The sequence below is a fragment of the Shewanella sp. SW32 genome, assembly GCF_025653365.1.
Classification (GTDB): domain Bacteria; phylum Pseudomonadota; class Gammaproteobacteria; order Enterobacterales; family Shewanellaceae; genus Shewanella; species Shewanella oncorhynchi.
In genome coordinates this window covers 24,430-40,285 of sequence record NZ_JAKKSJ010000037.1, presented here as the reverse complement: position 1 = coordinate 40,285, position 15,856 = coordinate 24,430, and the positions used below count along the sequence as shown (strand labels likewise).

At 44.5% G+C, this 15,856-nt stretch carries 15 protein-coding genes and 2 tRNA genes; 7 read left to right on the top strand and 10 right to left on the bottom strand.

Translation table 11 applies throughout. The features are described 5' to 3' along the window. Positions 1–6: 6 nt before the first annotated feature. The 5 genes from crcB to lrp all read right to left on the bottom strand — a co-directional run bounded on the left by crcB (position 7) and on the right by lrp (position 6,010). A complete protein-coding gene (gene crcB, locus L5M28_RS19130; RefSeq protein WP_028759942.1) occupies positions 7–381 on the bottom strand; it encodes a fluoride efflux transporter CrcB in 375 nt (124 codons plus the stop codon). Then, positions 374–1,705, bottom strand: a complete 1,332-nt coding sequence (locus L5M28_RS19125) for a replication-associated recombination protein A (RefSeq protein ID WP_198573993.1) — start codon at positions 1,703–1,705, stop codon at positions 374–376. The genes crcB and L5M28_RS19125 overlap by 8 nt, the downstream gene beginning before the upstream one ends. 8 nt (positions 1,706–1,713) lie before the next feature. Further along, entirely contained in the window at positions 1,714–2,340 is a 627-nt protein-coding gene (lolA, locus tag L5M28_RS19120; protein ID WP_263204190.1) for an outer membrane lipoprotein chaperone LolA, read from the bottom strand. A 55-nt stretch (positions 2,341–2,395) separates the two neighbouring features. Next, on the bottom strand, positions 2,396–5,161 hold the full coding sequence (locus L5M28_RS19115) for a DNA translocase FtsK (protein WP_219234164.1): 2,766 nt from the start codon (positions 5,159–5,161) through the stop codon (positions 2,396–2,398). 342 nt (positions 5,162–5,503) lie between these two features. After that, positions 5,504–6,010 carry a leucine-responsive transcriptional regulator Lrp gene (gene lrp, locus L5M28_RS19110; RefSeq protein ID WP_006081649.1) on the bottom strand — a complete coding sequence of 169 codons (507 nt, stop codon included), beginning with the start codon at positions 6,008–6,010 and terminating at the stop codon, positions 5,504–5,506. Between the two features lie 179 nt (positions 6,011–6,189). On the opposite strand from lrp, the gene ald reads away from it, so the two are divergent. Both ald and trxB read left to right on the top strand, forming a co-directional pair. Next, positions 6,190–7,305: an alanine dehydrogenase gene (gene ald, locus L5M28_RS19105; RefSeq protein ID WP_263177168.1), complete on the top strand. Its 1,116-nt coding sequence runs from the start codon at positions 6,190–6,192 to the stop codon at positions 7,303–7,305. 331 nt (positions 7,306–7,636) lie between these two features. Continuing rightward, complete coding sequence (trxB, locus tag L5M28_RS19100) at positions 7,637–8,590, top strand: thioredoxin-disulfide reductase (RefSeq protein ID WP_263204189.1); 954 nt, start codon at positions 7,637–7,639, stop codon at positions 8,588–8,590. A 266-nt stretch (positions 8,591–8,856) separates the two neighbouring features. Here the strand turns inward: trxB and rplT are convergent, their stop codons facing one another. The 4 genes from rplT to thrS all read right to left on the bottom strand — a co-directional run bounded on the left by rplT (position 8,857) and on the right by thrS (position 11,983). Then, entirely contained in the window at positions 8,857–9,213 is a 357-nt protein-coding gene (gene rplT, locus L5M28_RS19095) for a 50S ribosomal protein L20 (protein ID WP_006081652.1), read from the bottom strand. 16 nt (positions 9,214–9,229) lie between these two features. Further along, the gene (gene rpmI, locus L5M28_RS19090; protein ID WP_006081653.1) at positions 9,230–9,424 is read right to left on the bottom strand and encodes a 50S ribosomal protein L35; all 195 of its coding nucleotides are present in this window, start codon (positions 9,422–9,424) and stop codon (positions 9,230–9,232) included. An 84-nt stretch (positions 9,425–9,508) separates the two neighbouring features. Next, positions 9,509–10,051 (bottom strand): translation initiation factor IF-3, encoded by a 543-nt coding sequence (gene infC / locus L5M28_RS19085; RefSeq protein ID WP_012089240.1) that lies wholly within the window; start codon positions 10,049–10,051, stop codon positions 9,509–9,511. Positions 10,052–10,054: 3 nt separating this feature from the next. Next, positions 10,055–11,983: a threonine--tRNA ligase gene (gene thrS / locus L5M28_RS19080; protein WP_028759936.1), complete on the bottom strand. Its 1,929-nt coding sequence runs from the start codon at positions 11,981–11,983 to the stop codon at positions 10,055–10,057. Between the two features lie 290 nt (positions 11,984–12,273). On the opposite strand from thrS, the gene L5M28_RS19075 reads away from it, so the two are divergent. Further along, a complete protein-coding gene (locus tag L5M28_RS19075) occupies positions 12,274–12,507 on the top strand; it encodes a hypothetical protein (protein ID WP_263197205.1) in 234 nt (77 codons plus the stop codon). A 241-nt stretch (positions 12,508–12,748) separates the two neighbouring features. Beyond that, positions 12,749–12,949: a CPXCG motif-containing cysteine-rich protein gene (locus tag L5M28_RS19070; RefSeq protein ID WP_028759934.1), complete on the top strand. Its 201-nt coding sequence runs from the start codon at positions 12,749–12,751 to the stop codon at positions 12,947–12,949. A 34-nt stretch (positions 12,950–12,983) separates the two neighbouring features. On the opposite strand, the gene L5M28_RS19065 is transcribed toward L5M28_RS19070, so the two are convergent. Beyond that, positions 12,984–13,607 carry a riboflavin synthase subunit alpha gene (locus L5M28_RS19065; protein ID WP_263197206.1) on the bottom strand — a complete coding sequence of 208 codons (624 nt, stop codon included), beginning with the start codon at positions 13,605–13,607 and terminating at the stop codon, positions 12,984–12,986. 33 nt (positions 13,608–13,640) lie between these two features. Here L5M28_RS19065 and L5M28_RS19060 point away from each other — a divergent pair, with 33 nt between their 5' ends. The 3 genes from L5M28_RS19060 (at position 13,641) to L5M28_RS19050 (ending at position 15,461) form a co-directional block, all read left to right on the top strand. Further along, a complete protein-coding gene (locus tag L5M28_RS19060; RefSeq protein WP_168827724.1) occupies positions 13,641–15,020 on the top strand; it encodes an MATE family efflux transporter in 1,380 nt (459 codons plus the stop codon). 250 nt (positions 15,021–15,270) lie between these two features. Beyond that, a tRNA-Val gene (locus L5M28_RS19055) sits at positions 15,271–15,347 on the top strand. Positions 15,348–15,384: 37 nt separating this feature from the next. Continuing rightward, positions 15,385–15,461, top strand: a tRNA-Val gene (locus tag L5M28_RS19050). The last annotated feature ends 395 nt before the right edge of the window (positions 15,462–15,856 follow it).

Below are 15,856 nucleotides of genomic sequence, written 5' to 3'. Positions count from 1 at the left end.
TAATAGTTAAATGCGAGAAAAAACCAGTTGTTGACCTAAGTACACCATGAATAAACATAGACTTAGATTCAACACCACATTCAAAATCGCCTTCAGCCAATCCCCTTCTTGCATCAGCAACAAGGTTTCATTAGAGAAAGTCGAAAACGTTGTCAAAGCACCTAATAGACCGATACCTATAAGCGCTTTGAGTTCAGGGCTGATATGACTCATTTGCCCCAGAGCGTAAATTACGCCCATAAAAAATGAACCTATAACATTAACCAACAGTGTACCAAAAGGAAAACTGCTGCCAAATACTTGGATCATGAATATTGAAATAAGATAGCGTAAAACTGCTCCAATTGACCCGCCGAAAGCCACTAATAAGATGTTAGTCATATCTTTTGTTCTCACTGGCTTGATCTAACTGGGCTAATTGCGCCAATTTATCTTTGATCCGCTTCTCAAACCCTCGCTCAGTCGGAAAATAAAACTGTGCTGTTTGCAGGGATTCGGGGAAATAATTTTCACCACTGGCATAGGCATTGGCTTCATCGTGGGCATATCGATACCCAGCTCCCATGCCGATGTCTTTCATTAACTGAGTCGGTGCATTGCGTAAATGGTGTGGCACTTCGACTTGCCCTGTTTCGCGAGCTAACGCACGCGCCGCCTTAAATGCGGTATACACAGCGTTGCTCTTAGGCGCACTGGCAAGATAAACAATGGCTTGTGCTATTGCTCTCTCACCTTCGGCGGGGCCAACACGGTGAAAACAATCCCAGGCATTCAGTGCGATTGTCATCGCCGCAGGATCGGCATTGCCCACATCTTCAGAGGCAATCGCCAGTAAGCGCCTTGCCACGTAAAGCGGATCGCCGCCGCCCTCTAGAATTCGACAAAACCAATATAAAGCCGCATCGGGTGCCGAGCCACGGATGGATTTATGCACCGCTGAAATAAGATCGTAAAACTGATCGCCGTTCTTATCAAAACCAGCAACTTGGTGCCCCGCCACTTGAATTAACATTTCAGTGGTAAAGGTGCCACCGTCGATGAGCATATCACTCATCAACTCAATAAGATTTAACGCTTTACGGGCATCACCATCACAAAGTTGTGCCAATGTGGTGAGCACATCGGTCGGCATTACAAATTGTCGTAGGCCTAAACCGCGCTCGTTATCGTTTAAGGCTTGAGTTACTATATGGGCGATTTCATCATGGCTTAAGCGCTTGATAAGATAGACCCTTGCCCGCGAGAGTAAGGCATTGTTGATTTCAAAAGACGGATTTTCTGTTGTCGCGCCGATAAAGATCACTGTGCCATCTTCAATAAATGGCAGAAAAGCATCCTGTTGACTCTTATTGAATCGGTGGACTTCATCGACAAACAATAAGGTACGTTGGCCACGGGATTCTGCAACGGCTTTTGCTTGCTCAATCGCGGCGCGAATGTCCTTAACGCCAGAGGTGACCGCGGAAATGCGTTCAACGTGAGCATTTGAATAATGTGCGATTAATTCGGCTAAGGTTGTTTTACCTGTGCCCGGCGGTCCCCACAACATCATTGAATGGGCGCGCCCTGCTTCCAATGCTTTGCGTAGTGGTTGGCCTTCACCCAGTAAATGGGCTTGACCTATGTACTCGCCAATCGTTCTTGGCCGCATGCGCGCGGCCAAGGGACGAAAATCGGGCGCAAAATTAAACGATAAACTGCTCACGCGATAGCCTAATGTACTGCTTTACGACGTTGATCATCAACATCGACGCTGTCTGGGATCACAAAGGTGAACAAGGCTTTGTCTTTATTTGTGATGGCTTGCTGATTGCTTAAATCAAACAGGCTTAAATTACCTTTATCATCGGCAACATTAAAGTTGACTAACTGGGCATTTTTGAAACAAACATTAACGGACAATATGCCCGAATCAATCGCCTTAGGTTTGATCTCATAGCAATCTTGTTTCTTGGACACAGAATACTGTGACCAAGTCGCATCGTCGCGGTGGACGAGCAATGCTATGGGAGATGCATTGATTGCTTCAGCAAAATCCATGATGACCACCTCTTCGGCGAAAGGATTGTAGATCCACAAATCTTTACCATCAGCGACAATCTGTGATTCATCGGGCTGGGTTAAATGCCAATAAAATTGATTCGGATACGCCAAGGCAAAAATGCCTGACCCCGTTTGAATAACCTTTTTATTAACGTCTGTTACGGTTTGTTTGAAATCGGCTTTTAGTGACGCGGTACCAATCAATTTTTCCCTGAGCTGCTGCGCATCATCGGCAAACACAGCCGCGCTAAATAGCAAAGGTGAAGCTAACAACACAGCGCATAATCGTTTTTTCATTTTATTCCTTACCCTGTAAACCCTTGGGTGTATCAAAGCTACGCCTTAGCGCGGCTTAATAATGTTTTGGTGCTGGCGGCGCTAAGACTTCACGGTTACCGTTGTGGCCTTGAGCAGAAACAATACCTTGTGCTTCCATCTGTTCAATAATGCGTGCTGCACGGTTATAACCAATCTTAAATTTACGCTGTACGCTTGAAATCGAGCCGCGACGAGTTTCAGTCACAAAGGCGACTGCTTCATCGTATAACGGATCGTATTCTTCGTCTGATTCAGCGGTTTCACCAGGCAATAATACTTGTTCACCATCACTGGCACCGTTGAGGATTTCTTCGATATATTGCGGTTTGCCACGGGCGCACCAGTCGGCAACGACACGGTGAACTTCATGATCATCAACGAACGCACCATGAACACGATTCGGTACCGCGGTACCCGGTGGCAAAAATAACATGTCACCCATACCAAGCAAGGTTTCAGCACCCTGTTGGTCTAAAATGGTGCGCGAATCGATACGCGATGACACTTGGAATGCCATACGTGTGGGAATGTTGGCTTTAATCAAGCCAGTAATTACATCCACTGACGGTCTTTGGGTTGCGAGAATCAAATGTATGCCTGCGGCACGCGCTTTTTGGGCAATACGGGCAATCAACTCTTCAACTTTTTTACCAACAATCATCATCATGTCAGCAAATTCATCGACCACGACAACAATCGATGGCAGCTTATCTAACGCAGGCGCTTCAGGCTCCATGCTGTCAGAAGACTTCCACATAGGATCTAAAATCACTTCGCCATTGGCCTTCGCCTCGGCAATTTTAGCGTTATAGCCCTTGATGTTACGTACGCCCATCATAGACATCAGCTTGTAGCGACGTTCCATCTCGCCGACACACCAACGCAGCGCATTGGCAGCTTCTTTCATGTCGGTAACTACCTCACATAGCAAATGCGGAATACCTTCATAGACAGACAATTCCAACATTTTGGGGTCGATCATGATAAAGCGTACATCTTCTGGGCCAGACTTATACAGTAAGCTGGTGATCATCACGTTTACACCCACAGACTTACCAGAGCCTGTAGTACCGGCTACCAATAAATGTGGCATTTTACCAAGATCAACAACAACAGGGTCACCAGCAATATCTTGGCCTAACACCATAGTTAAGTTGGATTTACTCTCAGTAAAGGCGGCACAATCTAACACATCGCGCATAAACACGGTTTCGCGGAATTTATTGGGCAATTCGAGTCCGACATAAGCCTTACCCGGAATAACTTCAACCACGCGCACACTTTCAGCCAGTAATGAACGAGCTAAATCCTTTGATAGATTAGAGATTTTTGACGCTTTAACGCCCGGCGCTAATTCTAATTCAAAGCGTGTGATCACAGGGCCTGGATACACACCCACCACATTGGCGATGATGTTGAAATCGGCCAATTTAAGCTCAACAAGGCGAGCGACTTGATCTAATTCCTCTGGGCTGATCGGATTCTTCTTACGGTCAGGTATGTCGAGCAAGTTAATACTCGGCAGAGGATCCATCGGTTTTTTCGGTGCGGGTTTGTCTTCTTGTCCTGGCAATACCACAATGCCATCGACAATTTTAGCTTTTTGATCTTGCTTATTACGCTGCGCTTGATTCACTGCACCTGTTGACACTTTAGTATCAAAATCAATGACGTCATCATCGCTAAAACCGAGACTTTCATCGTCTTCATCTTCTGTAAATGCTTGACTGCTAAACACAGGCTCATTGTCATCATGATCGAATGAATGCGAATTAAAATCGGCACTGTCTTGCTCATCGGCATTTGAATGCTGAGGTTCAGCTAACCAAGGTGGTGCTTCAAAATTGCCATGGGCGGCCAAATCATCATTATCGATTTGTGGCTCAACCCGTTGTGCACTCTTACTTTTACTGCCATTCAAGCTCAGAATTTTTGCAAGCGCCGATAGTTTATTTTTTGGCGACGAATTATTCTCAGTTTCGGTAATAATACCTTCTGGTTCAATGACCATATCATCAGTGGCAGCATATAGCGTTGGGGTTATCTCAGCTCTACGACCAATATGACGCTCACGCACCTTAGGCTTTTCAACTATGGGGGGCTTTTCTAGCACATATTGGGATTCACGGCGCTGTTTAAACTTATCCACCACGGACATAAAACCACGGGTATCCTCGGTTTCATGCTCACGCTTCATCGCTTGCGGCAATAATTTTAACTTTTTATAAATCCAAATAGAGACTAAGCCGATTTTCTCGACCACAGTCAGCCAGCTAATCCCAGTCAACAGCGTAAAACCTGAGCCCAAGAAACACAGCAGTAATAAGGTAGTGCCGAGTTTATTAAAATACGGCAACATGGCTTGACCGATCACATCACCCGCCACTCCGCCTGCCGAAAACTCGTAGATGTTGTTGGCATTCATGCTCGCCAAAGCAGAAAATCCCAGAATGATCAGTAAAAATCCAATCAATCTCAGGGCCACTGAAAAGTAATCAATTTCAAGTAAATGATGGGCACGTTTGAACAATAACCAGCCCGTCGATGCGACAATGATTGGCATGATATAAGCCGTAACGCCGAAGAAATATAACAGAATATCGGCAATCCAAGCCCCTACTGCTCCGGTCCAGTTTTTAATATCGCCTTGAAAATGCGACTGACTCCAACCAGGATCAGACGGACTAAAACTCGTCAATGCGAGTAAAATATAAGTGGCGAGAACACAACAAATGATGAGTCCGCCTTCCAGCAGACGTTGCAGGCCAGTGAGCGTGCGTACACTATTTCCTTGAGACAAACGACGTAATCCATAAAAGTGAAAACAGGTGGGCTAACGATACCAGAATCCCACTAAATGTGGAGCACATTAGCCTGTTTTTCTATACAGAATTGGTCATGATTGGCAAAATTTAGTCTATTGAGGTGTTTTAGTGTGCTTTTGGGGAGGAATGAGTTATTACACAAACACTTCCGTTAACAAATTTGTTTAAAAATGCCACAAAAAGAAGCCCCTAAGTTCGTAAACTTAAGGGCAATACAAGGCGAATAGTAATAAGCGTTAAATGAGATGGATATATCGACGTTACTGATAAATAAGGGGCCTAAGCCCCTTATTGTAAAACCAAACAATCAGGGTAATTTAGATATCTGAGAGTAGATGATTTATCGCTACACGACTGGTGTGCTTAACTTCTTCCATCACAACATAAGTACGCGTGTCGGAAACAGAAGGTAATTTCAATAACGTTTCACCTAACAAGCGACGATAAGCCGACATATCTGAAACACGAGTTTTCAGTAAGTAGTCAAAATCGCCTGAAACCAGATGACATTCTTGAATATCATCGAGTAGTTGCACTGCACGGTTAAACTTATCAAACACTTCGGGAGTATCACGGCTTAATGTGATTTCCACGAATACCAGTAGGGATGCACCCAAGAAATGAGGATTCACCAATGCGGTATAGCCATTGATGTAACCTTGCTTTTCGAGACGTTTTACTCTTTCTAAACACGGAGTTGGACTTAGTCCGACTCTTTTTGACAATTCCACATTTGAAATGCGGCCATCAAGTTGTAGTTCATTAAGAATGTTGCGATCGATGCGATCCAAGTCTTTTACAGGACTCTTTTTATTATATGCCATTTATTTAACCTTGCTTTATCACTAAAACAACATTTTATTCTACGTATGCCGAAAGTTCAGCAGCATAAACTGCGTCGCCGATACTATACTAGATATCCCTGAATTAATCACGTTCAGGTCACGATAAAATAACAATTATGCCCATTAAAAGTGGGATTTCAGGCAATTGAGGCTCAAAGATGATTATTGGTGTTCCCAAGGAAATTAAAAACCACGAATATCGTGTCGGTATGGTTCCTTCTAGTGTTCGCGAGTTGGCGATCAAAGGTCACGACGTTTTTGTTGAAACAAATGCAGGCATAGGTATTGGTTTTTCAGATCAAGATTATATTGATGCTGGCGCCACAATTTTAGCGACTGCTACTGAAGTTTTTGCTAAAGCGCAGATGATTGTAAAAGTAAAAGAGCCTCAAGCAGTTGAACGCGCTATGTTGCGTCACGATCAGATTTTATTTACTTATCTGCATCTTGCTCCAGATTTACCGCAAACTGAAGATTTAATCAAAAGTGGTGCCGTATGTATCGCTTACGAAACTGTGACAGACGATCGTGGTGGCCTGCCTTTGCTTGCTCCTATGTCTGAAGTCGCTGGTCGTATGTCAATCCAAGCTGGCGCTATGGCATTAGAGAAATCTTCTGGTGGCCGCGGTATGTTGCTGGGCGGCGTACCGGGAGTTGAGCCTGCTAAAGTCGTCATTATTGGCGGCGGTATGGTTGGTACTAATGCAGCACAAGTAGCAGTTGGTATGGGTGCTGATGTTGTTGTTCTTGATCGCAGTATTGATGCTCTGCGTCGTTTAAATGTGCAATTCGGTTCTGCTGTAAAAGCCATTTACTCAACTGCGGATGCAATTGAACGTCATGTTATTGAGGCCGATCTTGTGATTGGTGGTGTACTAATTCCAGGTGCTGCGGCGCCAAAATTGGTTACTCGTAGCATGATTTCACGTATGAAGCCTGGCAGCGCTATCGTTGACGTGGCGATCGATCAAGGCGGTTGTGTTGAAACTTCACATGCCACTACTCACCAAGATCCTACCTATATCGTTGATGATGTTGTGCATTACTGTGTTGCAAATATGCCTGGTGCGGTCGCTCGCACTTCAACATTTGCGCTTAACAATGCAACCTTACCGTACATTCTCAAGTTAGCAAATTTAGGCTATAAAGAAGCGCTGTTGCAAGACAAGCATTTTCTTAATGGCTTAAACGTCATGCACGGTAAAGTGGTGTGTAAGGAAGTGGCTCACGCCCTAAACTTAGCGTTCACATCTCCTGCGACACTATTAGTATAAGTTTTTAATTAACTTAACTTTTTATGTGGATTTGAGCTAGCTTTACTTAGTATGTAATTCAAATCGGTCTCGATACAATTGAGGCCGATTTTTATTGGGTAGAAATAGGCTACACTGCGATCGCACCATCATATTTATACAAGCTCATCCCGTGCTTCATTTCGTGGTTCACACTTAAGCTATTTATTCACAGTAAAGTAAAACTGACACTCTCCATACTAAAACGGATGGACTCGATTAGTGCAATCTAAAAGAATCGCCCTCCAACACTTTACCCCCACAGGTAAATTCCCTACAATCCTTGCAATTTGCTAAAGGCACGGAGATAAAAATGAGCCAGGTCAGACATTGTAACTTATTGATTTTGGGTTCAGGCCCAGCAGGATATACCGCAGCCGTTTATGCTGCGCGTGCGAATTTAAAACCTGTGATGATCACAGGTATGCAACAAGGTGGTCAATTAACCACGACGACTGAAGTTGAAAACTGGCCAGGCGATGCGGACGACTTAACAGGTCCGGCCTTGATGGAACGTATGCAGAAGCATGCTGAAAAGTTCGATACTGAAATCTTGTTCGATCATATCAACGAAGTAACCCTTACCGAGCGCCCTTTCCGTCTGAAAGGCGATAACGGCGAGTACACCTGTGATGCGCTGATCATCGCAACTGGCGCTTCTGCCCGTTACTTAGGGTTAGAGTCAGAAGAAGCTTTCAAAGGTCGCGGTGTATCAGCCTGTGCAACCTGTGATGGCTTCTTCTATCGCAATCAAAAAGTCGCTGTGATCGGTGGCGGCAATACCGCCGTTGAAGAAGCATTATATTTAAGCAATATTGCTGCTGAAGTTCACCTCATCCATCGCCGTGACACCTTCCGCTCAGAAAAAATCTTGATCGACCGTCTGATGGACAAAGTCGCCAATGGCAACATCATCCTTCACTTAGATCAAACCATGGATGAAGTGGTTGGTGATGCCATGGGTGTGACAGGTCTAAAGATGAAGAGCACTAAAGATGGCTCGATCACTGACTTATCCGTTGCTGGCGTGTTCGTCGCTATTGGTCACAGCCCTAATACCGGTATTTTTGAAGGCCAGTTGGAAATGAACCACGGTTATTTAAACGTTCAGAGTGGCTTGCAAGGTAACGCCACGCAAACCAGTATCGAAGGTGTTTATGCCTGTGGTGATGTGATGGACCAACATTATCGTCAAGCCATTACTTCTGCCGGTACAGGCTGTATGGCCGCACTCGATGCAGAGCGTTATTTAGACGCTAAAAAATAATTAGACTCGATTTTTCAACGAATAGCAGGCTTAGCCTGCTATTTTTTTAGGTCAAAATCGTTAAGTAATAGCAAAATTTTTTGCAGGCTGTGCCAATTAATATTGTTCACGCACGTACATTTCTTTCCTTTGCGATTCTTAATTCCGCACCACTTAGATAGTACTTATATAAGTTCTTAGGTAAGTAAAATCATTTCGTTGAGCCTAAAATGGCGCACAAAAAAAGGGACCAAATGGTCCCTTCTCTACAGCAACAAACTAATTTCTTAGTTTAACGCTTCTTTTGCTTTTTCAACTAAAGTTGCAAATACAACTTTATCGAATACAGCGATGTCAGCCAAAATCTTACGATCGATTTCGATAGACGCCTTTTTCAGACCGTTGATGAAACGGCTGTAAGACAGACCATTTTGACGAGCGGCAGCATTAATACGTGCAATCCAAAGTTGACGGAATTGACGTTTTTTCTGACGACGGTCACGGTAAGCATATTGACCAGCTTTAGTTACTGCTTGAACAGCAACACGGTAAGTACGGCTACGAGCGCCATAATAACCTTTAGCTAGTTTTAAAACTTTCTTGTGACGAGCACGAGCGGTTACACCACGCTTAACTCTTGGCATTTTCTAATCTCCTAAATTAAGCGTAAGGTAATTGACGCGCGATTGCTGGAACGTCAGCTTTTGATACTAAACATTTGGCACGTAAGTGACGTTTACGTTTAGTGCTTTTTTTCGTCAAAATGTGACGTAAGTGTGCTTGCTTGCGCTTGAAACCATTAGCGGTTTTCTTAAAACGCTTCGCTACACCCTTGTCTGTTTTCATTTTAGGCATTTCTAAAACTCCGCATTGGGATGTTTAATAAAAAGCAAGGCGAGCAAAGGCCATAGACCTTTGCTACTTTAAGTTTTGCCCTACTTATTTCTTTTTAGGCGCTAGCACCATAATTGCTTGTCGGCCTTCCATTTTCGGGAAAGATTCAACAACCGCATACTCGTCCAAATCAGCCTTGATACGGTTCAATAGATCCATCCCCAGGTTTTGGTGTGCCATTTCGCGACCTCGGAAACGAAGCGTAATCTTCGCTTTGTCCCCGTCTTCCAGAAAACGTATCAGGTTGCGTAGTTTTACCTGATAGTCGTTTTCGTCAGTTCCAGGACGGAATTTAATTTCCTTGACCTGAACCTGCTTTTGCTTCTTCTTTTGTTCCTTGGCTGACTTAGCCTTATCAAAAAGGAACTTACCGTAGTCCATAATGCGACATACTGGAGGTTCAGCATTTGGGCTGATTTCTACTAGGTCTACACCTGCTTCATCTGCCAAATTCTGAGCATCTCTGATGCTTACCACACCAATAGCTTCACCATCAATGCCTGTTAAGCGTACTTCTGGTACACCTGTGATTTCTTCATTGATTCTATTAGGGGCCGGCTGACGCCCTGCTGTTTTTTTGATCTTTATGACCTATTCCTCCAACAATTTGAGACTACGGAGCGAAATCTGTTGATGGATTTTAGTGGCGAAATCTTCAAGTCGCATCTTACCTAAATCGATACCATCACGGGTACGCACCGCTACTTCCTTATTTTCCATTTCTTGATCGCCAACGACCAACAAATAAGGGACACGCCTTAAGGTGTGCTCGCGTATTTTAAAGCCTATTTTCTCATTCCTCAAGTCAAAAGACGCTCGAATACCTTGTTCTTTGAAGAATTTTACGACTTCTTCAACATAATCAGCCTGTTTATCGGTGATATTCATCACGACAACTTGCATTGGGGCTAACCAAGTTGGGAAACGTCCTGCATATTCTTCTATCAAGATACCCAAGAATCGTTCCAAAGAGCCTAAAATAGCACGATGGATCATCACTGGGGTCTGACGGCTGTTATCTTCGGCAACGTAAGTTGCACCAAGACGGCTTGGCAACGCATAATCGAGCTGCACAGTACCACATTGCCACGCTCGGTCCAAACAATCGTGTAAAGTAAATTCGATTTTTGGTCCGTAGAACGCGCCTTCGCCTGGCAAAATAGTGAATTCAATATTATTGGCACGCAGAGCTTGCTTAAGTGCTTCTTCCGCTCTGTCCCACATCGCATCGTCACCGATACGTTTCTCTGGGCGAGTAGACAGTTTTACTACGATATTTTCAAAGCCGAAGGTGGCGTAAGTATCGTAAACCATCTGGATACAGGCACTCACTTCTTCTTGAACTTGGCTGTCAGTACAGAAAATATGGGCGTCGTCTTGCGTAAAACCACGTACACGCATTAATCCATGTAACGAGCCTGAAGGTTCATTACGGTGACAGCAACCAAATTCAGCCATACGCAATGGCAGATCACGGTAAGATTTCAACCCTTGGTTGAAGATCTGCACGTGGCCTGGGCAGTTCATTGGTTTGATGGCGTATTCGCGGTTTTCGCTGCTGGTCGTGAACATGGCTTCTGAGTATTTATCCCAGTGACCAGAACGTTCCCACAACACGCGGTCCATCATTAATGGGCCTTTCACTTCTTGGTAAGTGTATTGGTTTAGCTTACGGCGAATGAATCTTTCTAATTCGAGGAAGATGCTCCAACCGTCGTTATGCCAAAACACCATACCCGGTGCTTCTTCTTGCATGTGATACAAGTCGAGCTGCTTACCGATTTTACGGTGGTCACGCTTAGCCGCTTCTTCAAGACGGGTTAAGTGTGTGCTAAGGGCTTTTTTGTCGGCCCAAGCGGTACCATAGATACGTTGCAACATCTTGTTTTCTGAGTTGCCACGCCAATAAGCGCCGGCAATGCTCATTAATTTAAAATGTTGGCAGAAACGCATGTTAGGTACGTGCGGTCCACGACACATGTCAGTGTATTCTTCGTGATGATACAGCGCAGGCGTCGCGTCTTTGCTGATGTTCTCATCCAGAATGGCAATCTTATAATCTTCACCGCGCGCAGCGAATGTATCACGGGCTTCTTGCCAGCTAACGACACGTTTTACTACGTCATAGTTGGTTTTTGCCAGTTGAAGCATGCGCTTTTCTAAGGCGTCGATGTCATCTTGAGTCAACTTGTGCTCAAGGTCGATATCATAGTAGAAGCCATTATCGATAACAGGACCAATCGCCATCTTGGTTTCTGGCCACATTTGCTTAATCGCGTGACCTAATAAATGCGCGCAAGAATGGCGAAGAATTTCAACACCTTCTTCGTCTTTGGCGGTAATGATTGATAGCTCAGCATCGGTTTCAATGAGATCGCAAGCATCTTTTAATTCGCCATTAACGCGGCCAGCGATACAAGCTTTCGCTAAACCAGGGCCAATATCAGCGGCAACATCGAGGGTCGATACAGCATGGGCAAACTCGCGTTTGCTACCATCGGGAAGTGTAATTACAGGCATGAAATGTCCTTTCCAGTGGTGACCCACACGTAGGGCCACTTGGTTTTAGTTAATGTAAGAGAAATGCTCGCTAGGTTAAGACAGTACAGGAGTCTTAGCCGCCTTGCGTAGCAGGGCGTTTATTCTAAGGGATTGTAGCTAAAAGGCGCAAGCATATTGACCAGAATTGGGATTGGAAACAAAAAGCAAATTCATGATTTTGCAGTGTCTTGGTAACTTCTTGGTCATCTAACTCCCCTATTCTAGCGCCAGTTATTGGGCATCACTGAAAACATGACAAGGGAGTTGATATGTTGAACTGCATTCTACTGGCTGTAACACTCACGCACACAGCAACCACTTTACCTGAGCCGCAGGTGAAAATCACAAGCAAATCTTTGATTGATACTCAAGTGTTACTCGTTGATATTAAAAGTGAACTTGAGCAACAGATGCAGCGTTTAACGCTGGATATTACCCAAAATGCCCGCGATGGCGTGTTACACAGCAATGAAATGGAGGGGTTAGTGACGGCAAAGGACTAGTTTTTAGAAGAGATAATGATCCAACAAGAAAATATTTAACCAGAAGGTCTATCATGCTGCGTTTTGAGACCGACTTCATCTAAGTCAGTGCACTGCACTCTGCTGTATACTCAAATAGGAAGCACATAAAGCGCACTCAGGTTTCGAATATCGACAAAGCGCAGACAATATAAGCGTACGAAGTGTGAGATGCGTTGATTGAGCAGAGCGATTCGCTCTATTGGCGATAAGGAGTTGCACCATGAGAGTCATGAACAAAGTTATTGCTTGTCCCCACTGCGGGCACCATCAAGATATCAGTATCGATGCCAGCTGTGGAGACCAAGATTATTACGATGACTGCCGAATTTGTTGTAATCCGATTCACTTACGCTTACACATCGATGAATCGAGACGAACGGTTGAGCTGTATATCGATTCAGACGACGAGCAAATCTATTAAACGAGATTGCACTACACGCTGCGATGTCACTAAACTAACGTGCTTGTTCGTTAAAACGCCTGGCCAGCACGCGCTCGACTGTGTCGACGATAATTTGTGTTTGGCTGTCGATCTCAATATTGAGTTCATCACCCACTTTATACTGACTTAAATTGGTCAGTTTTAGGGTTTCAGGAATTAAGTGCAACTTAAAACCGGAGTCACTCACCTCGCCAACCGTTAAACTACAGCCATTAATGCCAACAAAACCTTTATAAAAAATGTAATCCATCCATTTAGGCTCAATGCCCAGTGTCAGATCATAATGTTGTTCTGTATGGCTAATATCGATGACTTTGGCTTTAGTATGGATATGGCCAGAGAGAATGTGGCCACCAATTTCACTACCGAAAGTTAACGAACGCTCAACATTAACACTTTGACCTACTGACAAATTAGCCAGATTCGTCAGTCGCAAGGTCTCTTCCACTACATCGAAAAATACCCTATCATCAGCGACCTGAGTCACAGTAAGACATACCCCGTTATTTGCCACACTTGCTCCTATCGCAAGTCCCTCATGCAAATCAGGTTCAAACGCTACCTCAAGGGTATTTAGACCATCTTTCTTATGTATTGCAACCACTTCGCAGGTGGCTTGAACTATACCTGTAAACATTTTTTGCTCGCTTAATCGTTAAAGGCTGTATTTATGAATCATTCAGGCTATCAAGCCAAACGTTTAATCCAACTGGCGCTGCCGGTACTGATAGCTCAGGTCACTCAGACCATGATGGGCTTTATTGATACTGTTATGGCGGGCCGTGTTAGTGCTGTCGATATGGCCGCCGTCGCAGTCGGCACTAGCCTTTGGTTACCCGCTATTCTGTTCGTCCAAGGTTTGCTGATGGCTTTTACGCCTTTATTTGCCCACTATAATGGCGCGAATAATCAAAAAGCTATCCAACCTTTGGCCTTTCAAGGTGCCTATCTTGCCATTATAGGCGGCATTGGTGTGATGGTTTTCCTTGCATCAGCCCCCTTTGTGCTTGGCCACATGGACTTGGAGCCTGAATTATACCGCTTAACCATAGGATATCTCGACGGTATTTTATGGGGCGCGCCCGCATTTGTGCTTTATCAAGTGCTACGCGGCTGTAGTGAAGGGATTTCTTACACTTTACCTACTATGGTCATTGGCTTTGTCGGCTTAGCAGTGAACATCCCCGCTAACTATATTTTTATTTATGGACACTTTGGCGTACCGGCCATGGGCGGCGCAGGCTGTGGTATCGCCACTGCTCTCGTATTCTGGGCCATGCTAGTTGCCATGACCATTTACATGCAGTTACATAAAAAATTCGCGGCTTTAGCTCCCTTCAGTAAATTTCATCGCCCAGACTTTGAAACTATGAAGAAAATGACCAAACTCGGCATGCCGATAGCAATGGCGCTGTTTTTTGAAGTGAGTTTATTTGCCATCATAGCGCTATTACTCGCGCCACTTGGCGCAACAGTGGTCGCAAGTCACCAGATTGCGCTCAACTTTTCTGCCATCGTATTTATGCTGCCGTTATCGATAGGTATCGCGGTATCGATTCGGATTGGTTATTACTTAGGCCGTGATCGCGCCGATATTTCCGCTGTGGTCACTAAAGTGGGCTTATGGCTGGCACTATCCCTTGCTCTAACGACAGCTGTTTTGACCGTATTATTTAGATTCCAAATTGCGAAACTTTATAATGGTGATCCTGAAGTGGTTGCCTTAGCCGGCAGCTTGATGTTGATGGCAGCCCTGTATCAATTATCTGATTCAGTTCAAGTGGTCGCAGCGGGTGCTCTTCGCGGTTATAAAGATACGCGCAGCGCTTTTTATATCACGCTGTTTTCCTACTGGGGCATTGGTATGTCACTCGGTTATACCTTAGCTTATACGGACCATATCGTTCCCGCGATGGGCGCCCATGGATTCTGGGCAGGATTGATTGCGGGCTTGACCTCAGCAGCGCTGTTATTTTTCATTCGTCTGCGTTACATCCAAAAGCATGGCGTGCATTTGAGCCTTATTGAAGGTGACAGTGTTCACCATTGATTGCATTAATGGCGAGCGACAGTGCTCGCCTTTTGGTTTATCAGTTTGATTTCGATGCATTCTCTGAAGTAAAGCGAATAAGAAATTGCGGTTTTATCAGCGGCGTTGTTGAAACACTGGGCAAGTTGCGCAGCAATTCACCATTTGACGACAAATTTGTTTTTTTTGCTTGCCAGCCCTGCGCTATGCACCTAATATAGCGCTCGTTCCAAGGCGCAACGCTTTTGAATAGCTTGTTAAATTTTGCGATGCACCCGTAGCTCAGTTGGTTAGAGCACTACCTTGACATGGTAGGGGTCGGTGGTTCGAGTCCACTCGGGTGTACCACTCTCTTCAAAGAGTCTAAATTTGAAATTCAAACAGTGCACCCGTAGCTCAGTTGGTTAGAGCACTACCTTGACATGGTAGGGGTCGGTGGTTCGAGTCCACTCGGGTGTACCATTTCTAGCTTTAACTCCTTATAAAACTTCAATTTACTATAATCTTCCATTAAGATTCTCAATTTTTATTTGTGTCTAATGTAAAACTTTCGTGCCTAAACTATGTTTTTCCATAAACATTCAAACACACCCTGCGCGTCTGTTCTGACTGAATATACCTCCATTGCTTAGCTCACATTTACCGCTGTTCCCCCAAAATTCGCCGTTTTTCTAAATTTGTGCCCATCTTGTGCCAAACCTGTTGGCACAAGATGCTTTTGACTATTTCTTTGTTGACCCCCACCATAGTTGGCACACAACAGCAGCTTAAAATTCAACTCTGCTTGAAACTATCAAAGGAATTATCCGAAAAGTGTATAAAGTTTTTGTTTTACCAAATGTTTGGAAGTGAAAGTA

Excerpts from the sequence above, each read along its gene's own strand:
- crcB (WP_028759942.1), bottom strand. The coding sequence starts at position 381 with ATGACTAACATCTTATTAGTGGCTTTCGGCGGGTCAATTGGAGCAGTT.
- lolA (WP_263204190.1), bottom strand. The coding sequence starts at position 2,340 with ATGAAAAAACGATTATGCGCTGTGTTGTTAGCTTCACCTTTGCTATTT.
- lrp (WP_006081649.1), bottom strand. The coding sequence starts at position 6,010 with ATGGCATATAATAAAAAGAGTCCTGTAAAAGACTTGGATCGCATCGAT.
- ald (WP_263177168.1), top strand. The coding sequence starts at position 6,190 with ATGATTATTGGTGTTCCCAAGGAAATTAAAAACCACGAATATCGTGTC.
- trxB (WP_263204189.1), top strand. The coding sequence starts at position 7,637 with ATGAGCCAGGTCAGACATTGTAACTTATTGATTTTGGGTTCAGGCCCA.
- rplT (WP_006081652.1), bottom strand. The coding sequence starts at position 9,213 with ATGCCAAGAGTTAAGCGTGGTGTAACCGCTCGTGCTCGTCACAAGAAA.
- rpmI (WP_006081653.1), bottom strand. The coding sequence starts at position 9,424 with ATGCCTAAAATGAAAACAGACAAGGGTGTAGCGAAGCGTTTTAAGAAA.
- thrS (WP_028759936.1), bottom strand. The coding sequence starts at position 11,983 with ATGCCTGTAATTACACTTCCCGATGGTAGCAAACGCGAGTTTGCCCAT.
- L5M28_RS19075 (WP_263197205.1), top strand. The coding sequence starts at position 12,274 with ATGTTGAACTGCATTCTACTGGCTGTAACACTCACGCACACAGCAACC.
- L5M28_RS19070 (WP_028759934.1), top strand. The coding sequence starts at position 12,749 with ATGAGAGTCATGAACAAAGTTATTGCTTGTCCCCACTGCGGGCACCAT.
- L5M28_RS19065 (WP_263197206.1), bottom strand. The coding sequence starts at position 13,607 with ATGTTTACAGGTATAGTTCAAGCCACCTGCGAAGTGGTTGCAATACAT.
- L5M28_RS19060 (WP_168827724.1), top strand. The coding sequence starts at position 13,641 with ATGAATCATTCAGGCTATCAAGCCAAACGTTTAATCCAACTGGCGCTG.